General features: G+C 63.1%; 23 protein-coding genes and 1 tRNA gene. 9 read left to right on the plus strand and 15 right to left on the minus strand.

The window, feature by feature from the left end; translation table 11 throughout:
• Positions 1-12: 12 nt before the first annotated feature.
• Positions 13-1,746 (minus strand): PHA/PHB synthase family protein, encoded by a 1,734-nt coding sequence (locus tag AC1RNN_RS06215; protein WP_493087721.1) that lies wholly within the window; start codon positions 1,744-1,746, stop codon positions 13-15.
• Between the two features lie 92 nt (positions 1,747-1,838).
• Here AC1RNN_RS06215 and AC1RNN_RS06220 point away from each other — a divergent pair, with 92 nt between their 5' ends.
• Positions 1,839-2,171 (plus strand): hypothetical protein, encoded by a 333-nt coding sequence (locus tag AC1RNN_RS06220; RefSeq protein ID WP_493087719.1) that lies wholly within the window; start codon positions 1,839-1,841, stop codon positions 2,169-2,171.
• On the opposite strand, the gene pgeF is transcribed toward AC1RNN_RS06220, so the two are convergent.
• Positions 2,103-2,900, minus strand: coding sequence for a peptidoglycan editing factor PgeF (pgeF, locus tag AC1RNN_RS06225; protein WP_493087717.1), 798 nt, complete (start codon positions 2,898-2,900; stop codon positions 2,103-2,105). The genes AC1RNN_RS06220 and pgeF overlap by 69 nt on opposite strands.
• Positions 2,897-3,550: a maleylacetoacetate isomerase gene (gene maiA / locus AC1RNN_RS06230; RefSeq protein ID WP_493087715.1), complete on the minus strand. Its 654-nt coding sequence runs from the start codon at positions 3,548-3,550 to the stop codon at positions 2,897-2,899. Before maiA ends, pgeF begins: the two co-directional genes overlap by 4 nt.
• 73 nt (positions 3,551-3,623) lie before the next feature.
• On the opposite strand from maiA, the gene AC1RNN_RS06235 reads away from it, so the two are divergent.
• Genes AC1RNN_RS06235 through AC1RNN_RS06265 form a run of 7 tightly spaced genes read left to right on the plus strand, consistent with a single transcriptional unit; the run spans position 3,624 to position 8,406 of the window.
• The gene (locus AC1RNN_RS06235) at positions 3,624-3,926 is read left to right on the plus strand and encodes an antibiotic biosynthesis monooxygenase family protein (RefSeq protein ID WP_493087713.1); all 303 of its coding nucleotides are present in this window, start codon (positions 3,624-3,626) and stop codon (positions 3,924-3,926) included.
• An 11-nt stretch (positions 3,927-3,937) separates the two neighbouring features.
• Positions 3,938-4,633 carry a fumarylacetoacetate hydrolase family protein gene (locus AC1RNN_RS06240; protein WP_493087711.1) on the plus strand — a complete coding sequence of 232 codons (696 nt, stop codon included), beginning with the start codon at positions 3,938-3,940 and terminating at the stop codon, positions 4,631-4,633.
• Between the two features lie 8 nt (positions 4,634-4,641).
• Positions 4,642-5,187, plus strand: a complete 546-nt coding sequence (locus AC1RNN_RS06245) for an NUDIX hydrolase (RefSeq protein WP_493087709.1) — start codon at positions 4,642-4,644, stop codon at positions 5,185-5,187.
• Between the two features lie 7 nt (positions 5,188-5,194).
• Positions 5,195-6,322: an exonuclease domain-containing protein gene (locus AC1RNN_RS06250; protein WP_493087707.1), complete on the plus strand. Its 1,128-nt coding sequence runs from the start codon at positions 5,195-5,197 to the stop codon at positions 6,320-6,322.
• Positions 6,315-6,902, plus strand: a complete 588-nt coding sequence (locus tag AC1RNN_RS06255) for a hypothetical protein (protein ID WP_493087705.1) — start codon at positions 6,315-6,317, stop codon at positions 6,900-6,902. The genes AC1RNN_RS06250 and AC1RNN_RS06255 overlap by 8 nt, the downstream gene beginning before the upstream one ends.
• 35 nt (positions 6,903-6,937) lie before the next feature.
• A complete protein-coding gene (locus AC1RNN_RS06260; protein ID WP_493087703.1) occupies positions 6,938-7,816 on the plus strand; it encodes a phosphatase PAP2 family protein in 879 nt (292 codons plus the stop codon).
• A 26-nt stretch (positions 7,817-7,842) separates the two neighbouring features.
• Complete coding sequence (locus AC1RNN_RS06265; RefSeq protein ID WP_493087701.1) at positions 7,843-8,406, plus strand: thymidine kinase; 564 nt, start codon at positions 7,843-7,845, stop codon at positions 8,404-8,406.
• A gap of 15 nt (positions 8,407-8,421) precedes the next feature.
• On the opposite strand, the gene AC1RNN_RS06270 is transcribed toward AC1RNN_RS06265, so the two are convergent.
• From AC1RNN_RS06270 to thrS, 10 genes are all read right to left on the minus strand, one after another.
• Complete coding sequence (locus AC1RNN_RS06270) at positions 8,422-9,357, minus strand: class I SAM-dependent methyltransferase (RefSeq protein ID WP_493087699.1); 936 nt, start codon at positions 9,355-9,357, stop codon at positions 8,422-8,424.
• 68 nt (positions 9,358-9,425) lie between these two features.
• Positions 9,426-9,502, minus strand: a tRNA-Pro gene (locus AC1RNN_RS06275).
• Positions 9,503-9,539: 37 nt separating this feature from the next.
• Positions 9,540-9,995, minus strand: coding sequence for a MerR family transcriptional regulator (locus AC1RNN_RS06280; RefSeq protein WP_493087697.1), 456 nt, complete (start codon positions 9,993-9,995; stop codon positions 9,540-9,542).
• A 102-nt stretch (positions 9,996-10,097) separates the two neighbouring features.
• Entirely contained in the window at positions 10,098-10,433 is a 336-nt protein-coding gene (locus AC1RNN_RS06285) for an integration host factor subunit alpha (protein ID WP_493087695.1), read from the minus strand.
• Positions 10,434-10,468: 35 nt separating this feature from the next.
• A complete protein-coding gene (gene pheT, locus AC1RNN_RS06290; protein WP_493087693.1) occupies positions 10,469-12,904 on the minus strand; it encodes a phenylalanine--tRNA ligase subunit beta in 2,436 nt (811 codons plus the stop codon).
• A 50-nt stretch (positions 12,905-12,954) separates the two neighbouring features.
• Positions 12,955-14,025 (minus strand): phenylalanine--tRNA ligase subunit alpha, encoded by a 1,071-nt coding sequence (gene pheS / locus AC1RNN_RS06295; RefSeq protein WP_493087691.1) that lies wholly within the window; start codon positions 14,023-14,025, stop codon positions 12,955-12,957.
• A gap of 112 nt (positions 14,026-14,137) precedes the next feature.
• The gene (rplT, locus tag AC1RNN_RS06300; protein WP_094480549.1) at positions 14,138-14,497 is read right to left on the minus strand and encodes a 50S ribosomal protein L20; all 360 of its coding nucleotides are present in this window, start codon (positions 14,495-14,497) and stop codon (positions 14,138-14,140) included.
• A 26-nt stretch (positions 14,498-14,523) separates the two neighbouring features.
• Positions 14,524-14,727, minus strand: a complete 204-nt coding sequence (gene rpmI / locus AC1RNN_RS06305; protein WP_294770873.1) for a 50S ribosomal protein L35 — start codon at positions 14,725-14,727, stop codon at positions 14,524-14,526.
• A gap of 162 nt (positions 14,728-14,889) precedes the next feature.
• Positions 14,890-15,486 (minus strand): translation initiation factor IF-3, encoded by a 597-nt coding sequence (gene infC / locus AC1RNN_RS06310; RefSeq protein ID WP_493088229.1) that lies wholly within the window; start codon positions 15,484-15,486, stop codon positions 14,890-14,892.
• 86 nt (positions 15,487-15,572) lie between these two features.
• Entirely contained in the window at positions 15,573-17,483 is a 1,911-nt protein-coding gene (gene thrS / locus AC1RNN_RS06315) for a threonine--tRNA ligase (RefSeq protein WP_493087689.1), read from the minus strand.
• A gap of 312 nt (positions 17,484-17,795) precedes the next feature.
• Here thrS and AC1RNN_RS06320 point away from each other — a divergent pair, with 312 nt between their 5' ends.
• The gene (locus tag AC1RNN_RS06320; RefSeq protein ID WP_493087687.1) at positions 17,796-19,397 is read left to right on the plus strand and encodes a hypothetical protein; all 1,602 of its coding nucleotides are present in this window, start codon (positions 17,796-17,798) and stop codon (positions 19,395-19,397) included.
• Between the two features lie 63 nt (positions 19,398-19,460).
• Here the strand turns inward: AC1RNN_RS06320 and aceA are convergent, their stop codons facing one another.
• Together aceA and AC1RNN_RS06330 are read right to left on the minus strand one after the other, a co-directional pair.
• Positions 19,461-20,792 (minus strand): isocitrate lyase, encoded by a 1,332-nt coding sequence (gene aceA, locus AC1RNN_RS06325; RefSeq protein WP_493087685.1) that lies wholly within the window; start codon positions 20,790-20,792, stop codon positions 19,461-19,463.
• A 315-nt stretch (positions 20,793-21,107) separates the two neighbouring features.
• Positions 21,108-22,436: a type III glutamate--ammonia ligase gene (locus tag AC1RNN_RS06330; protein WP_493087683.1), complete on the minus strand. Its 1,329-nt coding sequence runs from the start codon at positions 22,434-22,436 to the stop codon at positions 21,108-21,110.
• Positions 22,437-22,453 lie beyond the last annotated feature (17 nt).

Below are 22,453 nucleotides of genomic sequence, written 5' to 3' on the forward strand. Positions count from 1 at the left end.
ATCAAAAAACTCTCAAGCCCTGGCTTGAACATAACGACCCGGAGCCGCCTCTATGACTTTGTACTTCCCTTTGCCATAGCCCTTGGGTGCAGCAATTTGCTTGCCAGCATGGCCCTTGAGCCATTGGGACCAGTCGGTCCACCAGCTACCGGCATGCTCCGTCGCACCCTCCAGCCATTGGGCATGCGTCTTGGGCAGCTTGCCGTCGGCGCGAATCCAGTGGCTGCGTTTGTTTTTGGCCGGCGGGTTGATCACGCCAGCGATATGGCCCGATGCGCCCTGCACAAAGCGCTTCTTGCCGGGCAGGAGTTGGGTGGACGCGTAGGCGCCGCCAATGGGCACGATATGGTCCTCGCGCGAGCCATAGACGTAGACAGGAATATTGACCTGGCTGAGGTCCAGCTTTTCGCCGCAGACGGTCAGCTTGCCGGGCTTCTTGAGGTTGTTTTCCAAGTAGGTGTTGCGCAGGTACCAGGCGTACCAAGGGCCGGGCAGATTGGTGCTGTCGCTGTTCCAGTAGAGCAGGTCAAAAGGCGGTGGGGTTTCGCCCTTAAGGTAGTTGCCGACCACATAGTTCCACACCAGGTCATTGGGGCGCAGGAAGCTGAAGGTGCTGGCCAGGTCCTGACCCTTCATCAGGCCGCCCTTGGAAAACTCAGCCTCGCGGAACTTGACCATGGCTTCGTCGATGAAGACGTCCAGGATGCCCGTGTCCGAAAAATCTAGGAAAGTGGTGAGGAAAGTGGCACTGTCCACCGGCTGTTCACCACGCGCCGCCAGTACACCGAGGGCGGTGCCCAGCATGGTGCCGCCCACGCAAAAGCCCAGTGCATTGATGGTGGCTGAGCCACTGATCTCCTGCGTCACACCAATGGCGCGTATCACGGCGTCCTCGATGTAGTCGTCCCAGGTCTTGGTCGCCAGCGTGGCGTCAGGGTTGCGCCAGCTCACTACAAAAGTCCGGTGACCCTGCTCCACCGCGTAGCGGATCAGCGAGTTCTCGGGCTGCAGGTCCAGGATGTAGAACTTGTTGATGCATGGGGGCACCAGCAAAAACGGTTTCTCGTAGACCTTGGCGGTCAGCGGCTTGTATTCGATGAGCTGGAACAGCTCGTTCTCGAACACCACGGCGCCCTCGGTGGTAGCCACGTTCTTGCCGACCTCGAACAGGCTCTCGTCCGTCATGGACACATGGCCCTGGCGGATGTCGTGCACCAGGTTCTTCACACCCTGGGCGATGCTCTCGCCCTTGGTTTCGATGGCTTTTTTCTGCGCTTCGGCGTTGAAGGCCAGGAAGTTGCTGGGCGCGGCAGCCGCCATCCACTGCTCCACCGCAAAGCGGATGCGGCTCTTGGTCTTGGCGTCGGTGTCCACCGCCTCAGCCAAGCCCATGAGGGTGCGCGCATTGAGCAGGTAGACCGCAGCGGCGTAGGAGGCAACGGGGTTGTCACCCCAGGCGGGCGCGGCAAAACGGCGGTCGCTGCTGGCGGGAGACTGCGCTGGCTGGGTCAGGCCCTGGCTGAACAGACCCATGGCCTCCTGCAGGTACTGCTGCTGCAGCGCCTGCAGTTTTTCGGGGGCAAAGTGAATTTCTGGCGGTTTCTCCGCCATGGCCGGAAAACCGGCTCCAGCCGCCCCAAGATCGAGGCCCTGGAAAGATTCGAGCGCCTTGGACCAGCTCTGAGTGAATGCCTGCTGGAACTGTTGCGTAGCCTGGGCCAAAAAGTCGGTATTGGATTGGGTCACGCCATCACCTTCGGAATTAGTGTCTCTAGTCTAACGCCCAAGTATGGCAATCTGCGGCCCGCGCTATGCTGCGCCCTGCTAAGAGAAACCCTATGTACATAGTCCCTATTGCCTGGCTCTACGTGGCCCTCATGATGGCCGTGGCCGAAGCCACCAACACCACTGGCACCGTGCTGGGAGCCATCGTCACCTTTATCCTCTACGGCCTGCTGCCAGTGGCGCTGATGGTGTATTTCATGGGCACTCCGGCCCGCAAGCGCAAGATCCGGGCGCAGGAGATGGCCGAACGCGAAGCCGCGATTGCCGCCCACGCAGCGGCAGCAGCCGCTGCCTCCCCCATTGCCGCGGCAGCGGCCTCAGTCCAGCCAGATGCAGGCGGCCAGCCGCCCGCTGACCCGGTCGCGCCGGTGGGAAAAGAAGTGTGACGGGTTGTTAACCGTGCACCACGGCGCGCTGCCGTCATTGCCGTAAACCGCCTTCACGCCCGCCGCCGCCAGGCGCCGGCGCGCCAGGGCCGGCAGGTTGGCCAGCCACTTGCCGGGGCTTGCCGGGGCAAAGCAGTCCACCGCCGCCGCATCGCCCGCAACAAAGGCAGCCCGCACCTCGTCCCCCACCTCAAAGGCCGTGGGGCCAATGCAGGGGCCCAGCCACGCTATGGTTTCAGGAGCTGCTTGCGCACTATCCACAGGGGCTAGAGCCTCTTTTTCCTTAAAAACAGCCGCCAGCGTGCTTTCCACCACGCCCACACCGCCCTGCCCCGCCAGGCCGCGCCAGCCCGCATGGGCGGCAGCCACCCAGCGGCCGCTGGCGTCGCACAGGAAGATGGGCAGGCAGTCCGCCACCATGATGGTGCAGGCCACGCCGGGTTGGCTGCTGAGGCATGCATCGGCCACCACCCCATCGGGCGTGTCACCGGTCAGAACTTGTACCTGCGTGCCATGCACCTGCTCCAGAAACACCGGCCTCACGCCCAGGGTACGCTGCAAGACGGCGCGGTTGGCCAGAACATCGGCCAGGTCATCCCCCACATGGGTGCCTAGGTTGAGGCTGTCGTAGGGCGCGCGGGACTGGCCACCCTGGCGCGTGGTGAACAGCGCCTTGACCCTTGCGGGCGCAGGCCAGTCGGGCACCAGCCAGTCTGCGGGAACGCTCATGGCGTGAAATCCGGGCAGCGGCTGGGTTGGGCTGTGTCGAAGGCAGGCAACGCCATGCAGGCATCGAATGCCGCCAGCGTCAGCGGCAGGCCGCCAAGGTCCGTGTCAAAGCGACGGGCGTTGAAGATTTGCGGTACCAGCAGACAGTCCGCCAACGTGGGCGCGTCGCCATAGCAAAAGCCCGTTGGCCGCAGACCGCCAGCACTCAGGCGCTCCAACTGGCGCTCAAAGGCCAGCAGGCCCTGGCGCACCCAGTGGCGGTACCAGGTGTTCTTTTCACCTTCCGAGCATTCCAGCGTGCCCGTCAGGTACTTGAGCACGCGCAGGTTGTTGATGGGGTGGATCTCGCAGGCAATGGTCTGGGCCAGCGCACGCACCTGGGCACGGCCCAGCGCAGTAGCGGGCAGCAGGGGCGGCGTGGGACGGGTTTCGTCCAGGTATTCGATGATGGCCATGGACTGGACCAGCGCGTGGCCGTCCACCTCCAGCACCGGCACCAGGCCATCGGCGGACAGCGCGCGGTAGCCGTCCTGCAGCTGTTCGCCGCGCACCAGGTGCACGGGCAGGTAGTCATAGGGCAGGCCCTTGAGGTTGAGCGCAATGCGCACCCGGAACGAGGCCGAGGACCGGCAGTAGTTATGCAGCTTCATGCCCGCGAGGATAAACCCGAAGCCGTTACCATTGGAGGCTCTCTCAACGACCTATCCCCTGCCTGGAGCCCCCATGATTCTGGAACTCGCCGACATCCGCATCCACCCCGGCCAGAACGCCGCGTTTGACGAAGCCATCGCGCGCGGCCTGCGTGAGGTCATCTCCAAGGCCAAGGGCTTCCAGGGTTACAAGGTCAACAAGGGCATTGAGAGCCCCGAGCGCTACATCCTGCAAATCTTCTGGGACACGCTGGAAGACCACACCGTGGGCTTCCGCGGCGGCGACCTGTTCCCCCAGTGGCGCGCCATCGTGGGCCCCTTCTTTGCCCAGCCGCCGGTGGTGGAGCACTTTGACCTGGTCGTGAAATCCGCCTGAGGAGCCGCACCATGGACTACGTCGTCACGCCCCCGGCCCTGCCCAGCCTGCCCGTGGTGGGCAGCAGCGCGCGCTTCCCTATCCACCGCATGTACTGCGTGGGCCGCAACTACGAAGACCACGCCAAGGAAATGGGCCACACGGGTCGCGAGGCGCCTTTCTTCTTCATGAAGCCGGCCGACGCCGCCCTGGTAGCCGAAAGCCCCGAGGGCGTGTCCATGCCCTACCCCACGCTCACCAGCAACCTGCACCACGAGGTGGAGCTGGTGGTGGCGATTGGCAAGGGCGGCAGCAACATCCAGGCAGCCGACGCCCACCAGCACATCTACGGCTACGCCGTGGGCCTGGACATGACGCGCCGCGACCTGCAAAACGAGATGAAGAAACAGGGCCGCCCCTGGTGCATCGGCAAGGGTTTTGACTTTGCTGCCCCCCTGGGCCCCATCACGCCTGCGGCCCAGGTGCCCGGCATTGGCAACGCCACCATCGCCCTGCAGGTCAACGGCCAGGACCGCCAGCGCAGCACCATTGCCAAGCTGATCTGGAACATTGCCGAGACCATCGAGCAACTGTCCACCGCCTGGGCGCTGCAGCCTGGCGACCTGATCTTCACCGGCACGCCCGAAGGCGTGGGCGTCGTGGTGCGCGGCGACGTGCTGCTGGCCAGCGTGGACGGCCTGCAGCCCCTGCGCGTGCAGCTGGTCTGAGCCGGGGCATGCTGCGTCCCCCCATCCGCCATTGCCGACAGTGCGGCACCGCCGTGGTCTACCGCATCCCCGATGACGGCGACACCAAGGAACGCGCCGTCTGCCCGGCCTGCGGCACCATCCATTACGAGAACCCACTCAATGTGGTGGGCACGGTGCCACACTGGGGCGACCAGGTGTTGCTGTGCAAGCGCAATATCGAGCCGCGCTTTGGCAAGTGGACGCTACCCGCCGGTTTCATGGAGCTCAATGAGACCACGGCCGAAGGCGCCGCGCGCGAGACGGATGAGGAGGCCGGCGCGCGGTTCGAGCTGGAAGGACTGTTCACGCTGCTCAATGTGGCGCGCGTGGGCCAGGTGCACCTGTTCTACCGTGCCCGCCTGACCAGCGACCAGTTCAACCCCGGCACCGAGACCATCGAGGCCCGCCTGTTCCGCGAGGACGAAATCCCCTGGGACGAGATTGCCTTTCGCACCGTCAAGGAAACGCTGGAACGCTACTTTGCGGACCGGCGCGCGGGGCACTACGGCATCCACGCCATCGACATCATCTAGCCCAGCCATGCTGCCCTGCTTTGTCATGCTGGACCTGGAGACCACCGGCGGCAGCGCGGTGCGCGACCGCATCACCGAGATTGCCGCGGTGCGCGTGGAGCATGGGCAGGAGGTCGCGCGCTGGAGCACGCTGGTGAACCCCGGGGTGCCGATTCCTCCCTTCATCGAAAGCCTGACCGGCATCAGCGATGCCATGGTGGCCGATGCACCTACCTTCGACGAAGTAGCGCCGGATCTGCTGGCGCTGCTGAAAGACGCAGTCTTCGTGGCCCACAACGTGCGTTTCGATTACAGCTTTGTGCAGCAGGAACTGGCGCGGCTGAACCAGCCGCTGGATATCAAGACCCTGTGTACCGTGCGCCTGGCGCGCAGGCTCTACCCGCAGCACAAGGGCCATGGCCTGGACGCTATCATGCAGCGCCACGGTCTGCGCACCGAAGCGCGCCACCGCGCCATGGGCGATGTGGATGTGGTGCTGCAGTGGCTGCGCCTGGCCGAGGCCGAACTGGGCGCGGCAGCCGTGGAGCGCGAAGCCCAGGGCCTGCTGCAGGGCAACGCCAGCCTGCCGCCCCTGCTGGAAACCCCGGTGCAGGACATTCCAGAGTCGCCCGGCGTCTACCTGTTCTACGGTGACGAAGCCAAGCCGCTGTACATCGGCAAGGGCAAGGCCCTGCGCACCCGCGTGCTTTCGCACTTCCAGGGCGCGAGCAAACCCGCGCGCGAGCAGCAAATGCTGCAGGCGCTGCGCCGTATCGAGTGGCGCGAGACGGCCGGAGAGATGGGCGCCCTGCTGCTGCAATCGCGCCTGGTCCGCGAGCTACAGCCGCGCTACAACCGCAAATCGCAGAAAAAAAACCAGCTGGACCTGGTGCAACAAACGCTTGCGCGCTGGCCCCATACCGGTCGTATCGCCATCCGCGAACACCATACTGCCAGCGAGCGCACCGATATCCATGTATTCGAACAGTGGTGCCACGTCGCCACAGTCCACTCGGAAGACGAACTGGACGATGCCCGCCGCAGCCGCGCCCCGCTGGCGTTTGACCTGGAGCTTTACCGCGTTCTGGAAAAGCGTCTGACGCCACCCTGGGGCCATGACCCCGCCGTCTTCCGCCTGGAGCCCGCCCATGGCTAAACGCAGCCTGCCCGTGCGCATGCAACTCGCCAGTGCCATTCTGGAGTTGGTGATGAAGGTGCCATCCAGCGACGAACCCATGCAGGAACACCCGGCCCAGCGGGCCCACGCCATCGCCCGCAATGCTGCGCGCCAGGCCAGCCTGCTGGCGGGCTCGCTCTCGCTGCCTGTGGGTGTGTGGGGCTGGGTCACCGTGCTGCCCGAAATGGTGGGCGTGTGGAAGCTGCAGGCCCAGATGGTGGCCGACATCGCAGCCCTCTATGGTCAACACCACCGCCTGCGCCGCGAGCACCTGCTCTACTGCCTGTTCAAGCAGATGTCGGCCCAGCTCTTCCGCGACTTGGCGGTGCGCGTGGGCGAACGCGTCGTCGTGCGTCCCACCACACTCAAGGTCTTGCAAGTGCTGGTGCAGAAGCTGGGCGTCACGCTGGCCGGCGCCGCGCTGCGCAAGGGCGTGTCCCGCTTTATCCCCTTGCTGGGAGCAGTCAGCGTAGGGGCTTACGCCTATTACGACACGCTGCAGGTGGCGCACAATGCCGTCGCCTTGTTTGAAGATAAAAATGATGGTCAGCCCGCATAAACAATGCGCGAGCAGCTATCAAAAGAGGAGCGAATTTGGACATTCTGCACAACCTGCAATGGGTATTGCCCCTGCGCTCGCCCGCAGCCACCCAGCTGGCCGTCGCCTTTTCCTGGCTGGGCTATGCCACCTTTCTGATGTTCTTCATGGCCATTGGCTACTGGGTCTGGAACAAGGAGCGCTTCTACCGCCTGCTGCTCATCGTGGCCGGCAACGCGCTGCTCAACGCCTATGTGAAAGACCTGTTTCAAGACCCGCGCCCGCCGCTGGAGCTGCGCCTGGACGATCTGGTCGGCGCCAGCTACGGCCTGCCCAGCGGCCACGCCCAGCTGGCCGTGGCGCTATGGATGTGGTTGGCCTGGGAGGTGCGCCGCGCCTGGGTCTGGTGGGCCTGCAGCGCCATTGCGCTGGGCGTGATCTTCAGCCGTCTCTACCTTGGGGTGCATGACCTGGAGGATGTGCTCGTGGGCGCAGGTCTGGGTAGCGCCGGCCTCGTGCTGTTTGCTTGGGCCCTGCGGCAGTCCACCCGATTGCACCGCTCCCTCCCCCTGCAGTTGCTGGCCATCGTCGGCGTCGTGGCGCTGGCCCTCATCACCTGGCCGGGCGGCGAGCCGCCGGACTATGTGCCCATGCTGGCGGCCTGGCTGGTGATGGCCACGACGCTCCTGAACTGGGACCGACGCCATTGGCAGTTTACCAACCCGCAAGCCCCTGCACGTATCCTCGCTTGCGCACTACTGGGTGCTGCGCTGTTCTGGGGCGAGCAAAAGCTGCTCAAAACCTTGGGTCTGCACCTGCAGTGGAACCCCATGCTGTGGTCCGCCGCCAAGGGGGCCGTCAGTGGCGCCTTTGTGGCCTTCTTCGTTCCCTGGGTGCTGCACATGGTGCGCCTGGCGCCCGGCAAACCCTTGTAATGTTGTTGTTCTGATTCCCTGTTTCCATGGCCAAACTGTTTTTCCGCTATTCGGCAATGAATGCCGGCAAATCCACCTCGCTGCTGCAAATTGCCTACAACTACGAGGAGCAGGGCCAGACCGTGCTGCTGTTCACCGCCGGCATTGACGACCGCAGCGGCCACGGCCGCATCGCCTCCCGCCTGGGCCTGGAGCGTGATGCCCAGGTGTTTGACGCCCACACTGATTTTTGGGCCCTGCTGCAGGGCCAGAAGCAGCTGGCCTGCGTGCTGATCGACGAATCACAGTTCCTCACACCGGCCCAGGTCAGCCAGTTGCACCGCATCGTCCATGCGGAAGGCATCCCGGTCATCTGCTTTGGCCTGCGCTCGGACTTTCAGGGCAACTCTTTCCCCGGTGCAGCCCAATTGCTCACGCTGGCCGACGACATCGAAGAGATCAAGACCATCTGCAGCTGCGGCCGCAAGGCGACCATGAACATCCGCCTGGATGGCCAGGGCCAGCGCGTGCGCGAAGGGCAGCAGGTGGAGATTGGCGGCAACGAGCGCTACCAGCAGGTCTGCGCACGCTGCTTTTACACCGGGGCCTGAGCCGGGAGGCCCGCTTCAGTCGGGCGCGCGGTATACCAGCACCTTGAGCGCACGGGCGTCCGACACATCGGCAAACGCGACCGGGTTGGCGATGCGCTCCACGAACTGCAGCCCCGGCGCCTGCTCCTGCATGGCCGCGTGCAGAAAATCAGGGCCCAACTCGGGCGCGTTGAGGCACAGCAACGCATGGCCGCCGGGCAGCAGCAGCTCGGGCAGGCGGCGCAACAGGCGCGCGTAATCCTTGGTCGCCACAAAGCTGCCCTTCTGGTAGCTGGGAGGGTCCAGCACGATGAGGTCATACGGGCCGCAGCGCGTGATCTTGCCCCAGGTGCTGAAGATGTCGTGCGGCAAAAAGCTCACGCCCGTGGTCAGGCCGTTGCGGCGGTGGTTTTGCTGGCCAATGGCGAGTGCGCCCTGGCTCATGTCCACATTCACCACCTGGCGCGCGCCGGCCTGTAGCGCCACCACGGAAAAGGCACAGGTGTAGGCAAACAGATTGAGCACGCGCACACCAAAGCGCCCATCCTTGCGCTCAGCAATGTGCTCCCGCACCCAGCGCCGGCCTTCTGCCATGTCGAGAAACAGGCCATGGTTCTGGCCGCGCATGAGGTGCACCAGGTAGCTGCTGCCCTGCTCGGTCACCCAATGCGGCTCGGGTACGCTGCCCGCCATGCATCGCGTCTCAGTACGCCCCTGCTGCTGCCGGCACTGGAACACCCAGTTCAAGGACTGCCCTGGGGCCAGCTGCTCCCAGCGTGCGACCAGCGCAGCGTGCACCACAGCCAGATCTTCCTCGGATACAGGCTCAAAGCTGGTCAGCAGCCAAACCGGCGCAAACCAGTCCAGCGCCAGATGCTCACACCCCGGGTACAGCCCGCCACGCCCGTGGAAGACACGGCGCGCATCGTCCGACAGATCTGCGGTGGCGATGGCGTCGAACAGGGCTTGCATGCGAAAAAAAGGGAGGGCAGAAAAGAAGAAAGGACTTAGCTCCTTGCGAAGCTAAGTCCTTGATTCATTGGTCGGTGTGAAAGGATTCGAACCTTCGACCCCTTGCACCCCATGCAAGTGCGCTACCAGGCTGCGCCACACACCGATCGAGCCTCAAATTATAACCTGTGTTTTGACCGGTTTCAGGCTGCTTCAGCAAGAAGTTCACGAATCTCGAACAATTCGCGTTTGAGCTGCACCAATTCCATGGCCGGCAAATCAGCTGCTTCGATGTCCGCAAGCTGGCTGTCCTCAAAATCGTCCAGATCCATATCGTCGACCTCGACCACTTCAAGACCATCCAATGGCACCTCGCCGTTGCGTTTTTTGTCGCGCTCGCTTTGCAGGAGCTCCTGCATCTTGTTGCGCGCACCACTGATGGTGAAGCCCTGGTCGTAGAGCAAATCGCGGATGCGGCGGATCATCAGCACCTCATGGTGTTGGTAGTAGCGTCGGTTGCCACGCCGCTTCATTGGGCGCAGCTGCGTGAACTCCTGCTCCCAATACCGTAGCACGTGGGGTTTGACGCCGCACAGATCCCCCACCTCACCGATGGTGAAATAACGTTTGGCCGGAATGGGGGGGAGCGTTTTCTCCATTGAAATCAATGCTGTACGAGGCAAAGCGCAGAGGTTACTCTAACTTTACCCGGAGTGCAAAGCCCAAATGGATAGGCCCGAAAAATAGGGCCCGAGTGTGGCTTAAATCACGTTGACGACTTTGCCTTCGTCCTGGATTTGTTCTTTGAGCTTATGACTAGCGTGGAAGGTCACCACGCGGCGCGCGCGAATCGGGATGGCCTCGCCGGTACGCGGATTGCGACCAGGGCGTGGCGCCTTGGTGCGGATCTGGAAGTTGCCGAAGCCCGATATCTTCACATCGGTGCCGTCCACCAGACTTGCCGCTATCAGATCGAAGAAGGCATCGATCATGTCCTTGGACTCGCGCTTGTTCAGGCCAATCTGCTCGAACAGCATGTCCGCCAGTTGGGCCTTGGTCAGGGCCGGCGTTTCCAGACTTTCAACAGAAAATTCCATGGCGGATTGCACCTTCTGCGCTAGTAAGGGACTGCTCATACGCGCTGACGAGCGCCCACGGCGGCCGCCAGTTGCTCCACCACGGCCTTCACCGCGGCATCGATCTGCTCTTCGGTCAGCGTAGCCTCTTCGCTATTGAGCGTGAGGCGCACAGCCAAGCTGCGGTCGGTCGCGCCTTCCGTGGCCACGGCGTCCTTGGCCAGCTTGGGGCGGTACACGTCAAACAGCTGGGCATCGCGCAGCAGGCCAGCCGTGGGTGCGGCCCAGACGGCGGCCATCAGGGCGGCGTGGGTCACGCTGTCAGCCACCACCACGGCGATGTCGCGCTGTACGGCCTGGAACTTGGCCACGGGCTTGAACTCGGGCACGGCGCGCGCCAGCACCGCGTCCAAAGCCAGCTCGAACACCACAGGGGCGCTGGCGAGCTCATAGGACTGGCGCCACTTGGGGTGCAGCTCGCCCACATGGCCGATCACCTTGCCACCCAGCACCATCTGGGCGCAACGGCCGGGGTGCATGGCGGGGTGGATGCCGGGTGCGAACTCGGCCTCGAGGGGCGCGAGCAGCGCTTCCACATCGCCCTTGACGTCAAAGAAATCCACGCCCTGCTCCTTGCGGCCCCATTGCAGCGCATCCGCGCCACCACTGGCCAGGCCGGCGATGCGCATGGGCTGGTCAAAGCCTTCGACGCTGCTGTCGGTGCTTTTCACCGACGCATCGCGCAGGAACACGCGGCCGAGTTCGAACACGCGCACACGCGGCGCCTTGCGGGAGGCGTTGAAGCGCAACACCTGCAGCAGCGAGCCGATCAGCGAGGAGCGCATCACGCTCATCTGGCTGGCGATCGGGTTGAGCAGCTTGATCGGGTTGGGGTTGCCGGCGAGCTCGTGCTCCCAGCGCTCTTCCACAAAGCTGAAGTTGATGGTTTCCTGGTAGCCCATGGCGGCCAGCGCGCGGCGCACGGCAAACGGGCTGCGCTGCGCCTCGGTGCGGATCTTGGCAGTGATGGGGGCCTGCGGCGGTGTGTGCGGCAGGTTGTTGTAGCCCACCATGCGCGCCACTTCCTCGATCAGGTCTTCCTCGATCTGCAGGTCAAAGCGGTAGCTGGGCGGGGCCACGGTGACGGTGCCCTCGCCTTCGGTCACGGGCAGGCCTAAGCGTTTCAAGGCGTCGGCGCATTGCGCTTGCGTGAGCGGCATGCCAATCACCTTGACGGCACGTGCCACGCGCAGCGTCACGGGCGCGGGGGCCGGCACATTGGGGCTTTGGTCATCGACCGGGCCACAGACGGTCTCGGGCGTGCCGCAGATGTCGATGATGAGCTGGGTGATGCGCTCGATGTGCTCCACCGTCTGCACCGGGTCCACACCGCGCTCGAAGCGGTGGCCGGCGTCGGTGGAGAAGTTGTAGCGGCGCGAACGACCGGCAATCGCCTTGGGCCACCAGAAGGCGGCTTCCACATAGATGTTGCGCGTGTCGTCCGAGACGGCGGTGGCGTCACCGCCCATGATGCCGGCCAGCGACTCAACCTGGGAGGCGTCGGCGATCACGCCGACCTTGTCGTCCACGGTGATGGTGTTGCCATTGAGCAGCTTGAGCTGTTCACCGGCCTGGCCCCAGCGCACGTCCAGGCCGCCGTGGATCTTGTCGAGGTCAAAGATGTGCGAGGGACGGCCCAGCTCAAACATCACGTAGTTGGAGAGGTCCACCAGCGGGCTCACGCTGCGCTGGCCGCAGCGGGCCAGGCGATCCACCATCCATTGCGGTGTCTTGGCCTGGGTGTTGACGTTGCGCACCACGCGGCCGGAGAAGCGGCCGCAGAGGTCGGGCGCGCTGATCTTCACAGCCACCTTGTCTTGCGTGCCCACGGCCACAGGGGCAATGGGGGCTGTGATCAGGGGCGCGCCGGTCAGCGCGGCGACTTCGCGCGCCACGCCATACACGCTGAGGCAGTGCGCCAGGTTGGGGGTGAGCTTGAGCGTGAACAGGGTGTCGTCCAGGTCCAGGTACTCGCGGATGTTCTGGCCCAGGGGTGCGTCCAGCGGCAGCTCCATCAGGCCGCCATGGTCTTCGGAGAGCTTGAGCTCGCGGGCAGAGCACAGCATGCCCTGGCTTTCGACGCCACGTAGCTTGCCAACCTTGATCAGGAAGGGCTTGCCGTCCTCACCGGGCGGCAGCTCGGCGCCCACCAGGGCGCAGGGCACACGGATGCCCACGCGCGCATTGGGCGCGCCGCAGACAATGTTCAGCAGCTCAGTCTGGCCCACATCGACCTTGCAAACGCGCAAGCGGTCGGCGTTGGGATGTTGCTCGGCTTCCTTGATTTCGCCCACCACGATCTTGGTAAAGGGCGGGGCCACGGGCTGGAGCTCCTCCACTTCCAGGCCGGCCATCGTCAGCGTTTCGGCCAACTCGGCGGTGGAGAGAGAGGGGTTGCAGAAAGTGCGCAGCCAGGATTCAGAAAATTGCATGGTCGGTCAGGCGAGAAATTTGACGGTGGGCGATGGAGGTCGTATCGCAGTTACTGAAACTGGGACAGGAAACGGACATCGCCGTCAAAGAACAGGCGCAAGTCATTGACGCCATAGCGCAGCATGGTCAAACGGTCGGGCCCCATGCCAAAGGCGAAGCCGATGTACTTCTCGGGGTCCAGGCCCATATTGCGGACCACATTGGGGTGCACCTGGCCGGAGCCGGCCACTTCCAGCCAGCGGCCGGCCAGTGGGCCGGTCTGGAATTGGATGTCGATCTCGGCGCTGGGCTCGGTGAAAGGGAAGAAACTGGGGCGGAAGCGCAGAACCAGGTCGTCCGACTCAAAGAAGGTGCGGCAGAAATCGGTGAAGACGAACTTGAGGTCCTTGAAGCTCACCGCCTCACCCACCCACAGGCCTTCGCACTGGTGGAACATGGGCGAGTGCGTGGCATCGCTGTCGACACGGTAGGTGCGGCCCGGCGCAATGACGCGGATTTCGGGCATGTCACCGGAAAACAGGCCGTCGGCGGACGCGCCGGACGCGGCGCGGTATTTCTTGACATGCTGCACCGCGTAGCGGATCTGCATGGGGCTGGTATGGGTGCGCAGCAGATTGGGCGCAGTCTCCGAGCCACCTTCCACATAGAAGGTGTCGTGCATGGAGCGCGCGGGATGGTCTTCGGGCGTATTCAGGGCCGTGAAGTTGAACCAGTCGGACTCAATTTCAGGGCCCTGGGCCACGTCGAACCCCATGGAACCGAAGATGGCCTCGATGCGCTCGAGCGTCAGCGAGACCGGGTGCAGACCGCCCTGCCCGCGCTGGCGGCCCGGCAGCGTCACGTCCAGCGCCTCGGCCTGCAGTTGCGCCTGCAGCTCGGCGTCGGCCAGGGCCTGCCGGCGCTCGGTCAGCGCAGCCTCGATGGCCTGCTTGGCCAGGTTGATGGCGGCACCGGTGGACTTCTTTTCTTCCACGCTCAGGGCGGCCATGCCTTTCATCAACTCGGTGATGCGCCCCGACTTGCCCAGGAACAGGGCCTTGGCATTTTCCAGATCGGCGGGCGTCACGGCCTGGGCAAACGCTGCCTTGGCGGTGTCAATGAGGGCATTCAACTCGGTCATAGATTCGGAGAACTTCTTTAACAGTAAGAAAAAGGGCTAGTGCTCTTTCAAGCGCTAGCCCTTGTTTCTGGTGCGCGAAGCGCTACAAAACGTGTAGCACCCCGCCGCGAACTCAAGCAGCCAGTTTGGCTTTCACTTGTTCCACGATGCCAGCAAAAGCAGCCATGTCATGGATAGCGATATCGGACAGGACCTTGCGGTCGATCTCGATGTTCGCCTTCTTCAGGCCATTGGCAAACTGGCTGTATGTCAGGCCGCACTGACGGGCTGCAGCGTTGATACGCGCAATCCACAGCTGACGAAAGACACGCTTCTTGGTACGACGGTCACGGTAGGCATATTGCCCAGCCTTCATTACTGCCTGTTTGGCGATACGGAAGACATTACCGCGGCGACCACGGAAACCTTTTGCAAGGGCCAGAACTTTTTTATGGCGGGCGCGAGCCGTTACACCACGTTTGACGCGAGGCATGTGATTACTCCTTGTTCGTCGTTAAATTAAATGCCTTGGCCGGGCAACATCTGCGCCATATGACCCATGTTGGTCACGTGCACATTGGTTGCACCACGCAGGTGGCGTTTATTTTTGGTGGTCTTCTTGGTCAAGATGTGACGCTTGAAGGCTTGACCGCGCTTGACGGTACCACCGGGACGGACGCGGAAGCGTTTCTTCGCCGCGCTCTTGGTCTTCATTTTGGGCATGTAATGCTCCTTCTACTTTGTGCTCGTGAGGCGTCTGGAAACTGCTTCCAGCCTTGTTGGCCCCGAGCCACTTGTGTGGCGAGTTCTTAGGCTCTCCACTGCAGCAGACCTTGCAGTCTGCTACTTCATTTTTGCCAGTGACCGTACTGGCAAAAAGAATTCTTATGCCGCAGCCGCTGGCGTGTCCGCCGCCGGCTTGGCCACTGCACCTGGCTTCTTGCGGCCTGGTGCAATCATCATGATCATCTGGCGACCTTCCAGCTTCGGGAATTGCTCCACGATGATGGTGTCACCCAGTTCGTCGCGCATACGCTGCAACATGGCCAGACCAATTTCCTGGTGGGTGATTTCGCGACCCCGGAAACGCAAAGTGATCTTGCACTTGTCGCCTTCGGCCAAGAAACGCCGGATGTTGCGCATCTTGATGTTGTAGTCGCCGTCATCGGTACCCGGACGGAACTTGATTTCCTTGATCTCAATGACCGTCTGCTTGGCTTTCGCTTCCGCCGCCTTCTTCTGCTCCTGGTACTTGAACTTGCCGTAGTCCATCAACCGGCACACAGGCGGGTTGGCAGTTGCCGCAATTTCAACCAGATCCACATCCAGCTCGCCTGCCATGCGCAGGGCTTCCATCAGGCTGACGACGCCCAGCGGTTCATTCTCGGGGCCGGAGAGGCGTACCTCTGGGGCCATGATTTCCCGGTTCAGGCGGTGTTTGCGTTCTTCACGCTGACGGCGGTCACGAAATTCAGTAGCGATGGCTCAATCCTTCACAATTTTTGCTACACAAACTGTAGCGGTTGCTGCACAGCGCACGCGGGCAAACCTATTACTTGGGCAAAGACTCAAGCCGATTTGTTGGCAATGTCGGCGAGGATTCTTTGTACAAAGGCCTCTACCGGCATTGCACCGAGGTCTTGACCACCCCGGGCGCGCACTGCGACAGCGCCTGCCGCCATCTCCTTGTCGCCAATGACAACCAGATACGGCAGCTTTTGCATCGAATGCTCCCGTATTTTATAGGTTATTTTCTCATTGCGCAGGTCTAAATTGACCCTAAGCCCTTGATTTTGCAGCGTTTTAGCCACGGAGCGGGCATATTCGGCTTGGGAATCGGTGATATTGAGCACCGCCACCTGCACCGGCGCCAGCCAAGCTGGGAGGGCACCGGCACTCTCTTCGACCAGAATGCCGATGAAGCGCTCCAGGCTGCCCACGATGGCGCGGTGCAACATGATGGGGCGGTGGCGCGCACCGTCTTCGCCCACGAATTCGGCGTCCAGACGCTCGGGCATGTTGGGGTCGACCTGGATGGTGCCGCACTGCCAGGGGCGGCCCAGCGCGTCCTTGAGGGTGTATTCGATCTTGGGGCCGTAGAAGGCGCCCTCGCCCGGCAGGTACTCAAAATCGCAGCCCGAGGCACGCAGGCCCTCAGCCAAGGCGGCCTCGGCACGGTCCCAGCTCTCTTCGGTGCCGATGCGCTTTTCCGGGCGCGTGGAGAGCTTGTAGATGATGTTGGTGAAGCCGAAGTCCTTGTAGACCTTCTGCAAGAGCGTGGTGAAGGCCTTCACCTCGGCCTGGATCTGGTCTTCGGTACAGAAGATGTGACCATCGTCCTGCGTGAAGGCGCGCACCCGCATGATCCCGTGCAGACCACCCGAGGGCTCGTTGCGGTGACAGTTGCCGAACTCGCCAAAGCGCAGCGGCAGGTCGCGGTAGCTCTTGATACCCTGCTTGTAGATCAGGATATGGCCCGGGCAGTTCATGGGCTTCAGGGCGTAGTCGCGCTTCTCGGACTCGGTCACGAACATGTTTTCGCGGTACTTGTCCCAGTGGCCGGTCTTCTCCCACAGGCCCTGGTCCAGGATCTGCGGGCCCTTGACTTCTTGGTAGCCGTTGTCGCGGTAGACCTGGCGCATGTACTGCTCCACGTTCTGCCACAGCGTCCAGCCCTTGGGGTGCCAGAACACGGTGCCGGGCGAGTGCTCGTCGATGTGGAACAGATCGAGTTCGCGGCCCAGCTTGCGGTGATCCCGCTTTTCGGCCTCTTCCAGCATAGTCAGGTACTGCTGCAAATCGTCCTTGGTGGCCCAGGCCGTGCCGTAGACGCGTTGCAGCATCTCGTTGCGGTGGTCACCACGCCAGTAGGCGCCCGCGACCTTCATCAGCTTGAAGAACTTCAGCTTGCCGGTGCTGGGCACGTGTGGGCCGCGGCACAGATCTTCGAACTTGCCCTCGCGGTACAGGCTCACATCTTCATTGGCGGGGATGCTGGCAATGATCTCGGCCTTGTAGGCCTCGCCAATGCCCTTGAAATACGCCACCGCCTCGTCGCGCGGCAGCACGCGGCGCACCACGGGCTCGTCCTTGGCGGCAAGTTCGGCCATCTTCTTCTCGATGGCGGCCAGGTCCTCGGGCGTGAAGGGACGCTTGTAAGAGAAGTCGTAATAGAAGCCGTGCTCGATCACCGGACCGATGGTGACCTGGGCGTCGGGGAACAGCTCCTTGACGGCATAGGCCAGCAAGTGGGCGGTGGAGTGACGGATCAGCTCCAGGCCGTCGGCGTCCTTGGCGGTGACGATGGCCAGGCTGCTGTTGGCGGCGATGGAGAAGCTGGTGTCGACCAGCTTGCCGTTGACCTTGCCACCCAGAGCGGCCTTGGCCAGGCCGCTGCCAATGGAAGCTGCCACTTCGGCAACCGTTACCGGGCCGGGGAATTCGCGTTGGGAACCGTCGGGGAGCGTAATTTGAATCATGGTGTACCTAGGAAAGAGTCGAGAGCCAAAAGAAAAAGCGCGGAACAGTCCGCGCTTTACTATGAATTTGGTAGCTGCTTGCGCACAAGGCGCGCGGACTACGGCCTTATTCGCTTCTGAATGTCGCCGGTGTAGTTCGCGGTGTCATAACCAAACTGCCTTTCTCGCTCTTACATAAAAGTGGAAGCCGGATTTTACCCTGAGCCCGGCCCAGGGCCAAACCGCCCGCTGCACACAAGCAACGAAACCACACCGGAATCAGGTCTGCTCCGGTTCTGCCGATAAGCACAGGACATCCCAAATTCCGTCTCCATGCGCATCTCCAGCACCACCGCCCTCCCCGCCACCTGGCTCGCCAGCACCGCCCAGCGCGCGATCGCGAGCACCGTTGCAGCGGCCGCCCAAAGTACGGCCACCATCTCAGCCGTGACCGCCATCGATGCGTTGCATATGACCCAGTTGCCTGCCGGACTCAGCGATGACGACGCCACCTACGAGGCACTGGGACGCATACGCCTCACGGCCGGCCAGATGCAGGCTTGGGAGCAGGCGCCCAACGACGCGGTGAGCGACCTGCTGGCGCGCAACAGCAGCAGCCAAGGCACGGCGCAGCGCCTCTCCGGACTGGGTAGCGCCCTGCTGGAGCAAATCGGCAGCGGCAACAGCCAGTACCGGCAGACCGTGGTCAACACGGTAGCCCCCAGCACACGCAGCCAGATCAGAACCCAGGCCACGCTGGCCATCAACGCGCTGCAGACCCAGCCCAGCGCCAGCGTGGAGCTGCGCGTACAGACCCAGTCGGGCAGCACAGTCGCGCTGCGCCTCGTGGACCAGCAGGAAGGCGGCAGCGGCGGCACGGGCATCGCTGCCGAAATCCAGGTCGACGGCACGCTGAGCGCGGCCGAGCAGGAAGCCATCAAGGCACTGGCGGGTGGCTTCGAGCAAGCCCTGCGCGGCCTGGCCAGTGAAGAAACCCAAGTGGACCTGGCCCAGCTCACCCAGTTCGACAGCTCGCTGATCACGCGCCTGGACCTGAAGACCCAGATCTATGGCCGCGACAGCTACGGCGCGCGCATCCAGAAGCTGGCCGCCACCGTGCACGCCGATGCGACGACGCGTGAGATCAAGCTCAAGCGCCCCGAAGGGGAGGTCAGCATGTCGGTGGACCTGCGCCAACCGGCCTTCTGGGGCAGCGCAACGCAAAAGGCCAAGGCGGTGGACCAATACCTGGCGCGCTTTGACCAGGCCGCCACGCGCGGCCATGCAGACCGCGGCCTGGCTCAGCTCTTCAAGTCCGCCTTCAGCGCGCTCACCGCCTCCTATGGCACGCAGGCCACGGTCAGCCCGGATGCACTGGCCGCTGAAGACGCCAGCTGGCTCACCGGTTTGGCCGACTTCAAGACCCAGTTGAACGCCACCTCCAAGGTCAGCAATCCGCGCAAGCGCCAGGAGGTGGACCGCTTCCAGTACAGCGTGGACCAGACCACCACTGATATTCAGGGTGGCGCCGGTGCGCGCACCGTGACGCAAGCGCAGGACGCCCAGCTCAGCGCGGCCTACCACCAGTCGCTGTTTTCCTCGGGCGTGCCCTATCTGGACGACAGCGCCAATTCGCAGAACTACTTCTACAAACAGGTGGACGATCGCAGCAGCACCGAGGTGCGGCTGCAGTACGACAAGAACGGCCTGGTCGCTGCCAGCCTGACGCGCCTGGTCGAGCAGTCGCTGCGCATCCAGAAGTTTGAGCTCGACAAGCTGGTCGACGACCAGACGCACACCAGCCAGCAGCCCAGCGTCACCGACCTGCTGCCGCGCCTGCGCACCCTCAAGGACCGCGAAGCGCAGGGCGAGATCACGCCCGAGGAAAAGGCGCAGCTACTGGCCGACTGGAACGACGCCGTGTTCCAGGCATAAAAAAGCCCGGCACACCGTGCCGGGCTTTGACTGCGAAGGCCTCCTCGGGCCGTTCTTCTCTTCTTAGTGGAACTGCTCTTCTTCGGTGGAACCGGTCAGCGCCTTCACGGAGGAAGAGCCGCCCTGGATCACGGTGGTCACGTCGTCGAAGTAACCCGCGCCCACTTCCTGCTGGTGAGACACGAAGGTGTAGCCCTTGTCGCGTGCGGCGAACTCAGGCTCTTGCACCATGTTCACGTAGTGCTTCATGCCTTCGCCGTTGGCGTAGGCGTGGGCAAACTGGAAGGTGTTGAACCAGTTGATGTGGATGCCGGCCAGTGTGATGAACTGGTACTTGTAGCCCAGCGCGGACAGCTCTTCCTGGAAGGAAGCGATCTGGCTGTCGTTAAGGTTCTTCTTCCAGTTGAAGGAAGGCGAGCAGTTGTAGGACAGCAGCTTGCCGGGGCAGGCAGCGTGCACAGCCTGGGCGAACTCGCGGGCAAAGCCGATATCGGGCACGCCGGTTTCGCACCACACCAGATCAGCGTAGGGCGCGTAGGCCACGCCGCGGCTAATGGCTTGTTCCAGGCCGTTCTTCACGCGGTAGAAGCCTTCTTGCGTGCGCTCGCCGGTCAGGAAAGGCTTGTCATTGGCATCGTGGTCAGAGGTGATCAGGTTGGCGGCCTCGGCGTCGGTACGGGCCAGCACGATGGTGGACACGCCCATCACGTCGGCAGCGAAACGTGCGGAGATGAGCTTTTCGCAGGCCTCTTGCGTGGGCACCAACACCTTGCCGCCCATGTGACCGCACTTCTTCACGGCAGCTAGTTGGTCTTCAAAGTGAACGCCAGCCGCGCCGCTTTGAATCATGTTCTTCATGAGTTCGAAGGCGTTGAGCACGCCGCCGAAACCGGCTTCGGCATCGGCCACGATGGGAAGGAAGTAGTCGATGAACTCCTTGTCACCGGGGTTGATGCCACGGCCCCACTGGATTTCGTCGGCGCGCTTGAAGGTGTTGTTGATGCGGCGCACCATGGTGGGCACGGAGTCGTAGGCGTACAGCGACTGGTCGGGGTACATGGTCTCGGAGGTGTTGCCGTCAGCGGCAACTTGCCAGCCCGACAGGTACACGGCTTCCAGGCCAGCCTTGGCCTGCTGCATGGCCTGGCCCGCAGAGATAGCGCCGAAAGCGTTGACGTAGCCCTTCTTGGCGCCGCCGTTGATCTTTTCCCACAATTTTTCAGCACCGCGCTTGGCCAAGGTGTGCTCGATCGGCAGCGAACCACGCAGGCGGACCACATCGGCAGCGGAGTAGCCGCGCTTCACACCCTTCCAGCGAGGATTGGTCGCCCAGTCTTTTTCCAGCGCGGCGATCTGCTGTTCACGGCTCAGTTGCGAGTTGAGGTTTTGCGTCATGAGAACACTCCTAGGTTGGTTGATTGGCTGTGCACCTTTGCATTGCAATTCTGGTGCCCATGGGTGAATTCTATGTCTTATATAAGACATATTTTCAATCTTGTGTCTTATATAAGAGTTAAATTTAATTCATATAAATCAAATACTTATTTAATTCATTTCTCAATACAAAACACCATCAATGCATATGAAAAATCAAGATGCAGATTTCTCATCCAACGTTTCACCATAAGAAAAGGGCTGACGCCTATCGAAATGCGTCAGCCCTGAGGCGGTGCGTGGCTGCACCGCGCGGGTGCTGGATGGGGACGTGGCCTAGAAGAAGTTGGCGTAGCGCGCCAGTTCCCAGTGGCTGATGTGCTGGGTGAACGCAGCCCACTCGGCGCGCTTGAGTGCGAGGAACTGGGCGCAAAAAGCCTCACCCACTCCGGCGCGCAGCACCGTGTCCTGCTCCAGCGCCTGCAGCGCAGCGCGCAGATCCGCCGGTAGCGTGGCAGGCATGGGCCCGCCCTGCTGAGCGCGCTGGTAGAGGTCGTCAGCCACGGGCGTAGGCACCGGCAAGGCCGCGTCCATGCCATGCAGGCCGGCCACCAGCGTGGCTGCGATGGCCGCGTAGATATTGCAGGAGGGGTCGGGCAGGCGCCATTCGAGCCGGCCGTCAACCACCCGCACCAGGCAGGTCCGGTTGTTGTCACCATAGGCCTTCCAGACGGGCGACCAGGTGGTGCCCGAGGCGCTCTCGCTCACGGCCAGACGCTTGTAGCTGTTGACCGTGGGCGCGCACAGCGCGGCCAGCGCGTCAGCGTGGTGCAGCAGGCCAGCGGCAAACTGGTGACCCGCCGTGCTCAGGCCCAGCGCGCCCAGCGGGTCGGCAAACACCGAGCGGCCTTCGGCGTCGGTGATGCTCATATGGAAATGCAGGCCGCTGCCCGGCGCATGCGCCAGCGGCTTGGGCATGGCACTGAACACCATGCTATGACGCTCGGCCACCGCGTGGGCGGTGAGCTTGAACAGCATGTAGCGGTCGGCTGCGGCCAGCGCGTGGTCGAAGCGGTAGTTGATCTCGTACTGGCCGCAGGCGTCTTCGTGGTCGATCTGCTGCAGCTCAAAGCCCAGCTCCACCAGCGTACTGCGCATGTCTTCCAGCCAGACCGCGTTGCGGTGGATGGATTTGAGGTCGTAGGACGGCTTGGCCAGTTGGTCCTGCGTGTCGGCCACCTGCCATTGGCCTCCGGCCTGGCGCAGCAGGAAGAACTCGGGCTCCACGCCCACCCAAAGGCGCCAGCCACGCGCCTCCAGAGGCGCTAAAGCGCTTTTGAGTACCTGGCGCGAACAGGTGTCAAGCGCCTCGCCGCCGGCAAAGCCATCGCAGACGGCGCGCGCGACGCCAGGCAGAAAGGGCAAGGGCTGCAGCGACTCGGGCTGCACGCGACCGTAGTACTCGCTGCGCGGGCCCATGCGCGGCAGGCCCGTGCCCCAGATGCTGGGGCCGGCAAAGCCTGCACCCACCTCCACCCACTCCTGCAGTTTCTCCAGCGGCACCAGCTTGCCCTTGGCCACGCCATGGATGTCGCAGAACTGGGTCAGGATGCTGTGCACGCCCCGGGCTTGCAGGGCGTGGATGATTTCGGCGTAGTTATGCATGAAATTGGCCTCTAGCC

This window comes from Rhodoferax sp. GW822-FHT02D07 (genome assembly GCF_058802405.1).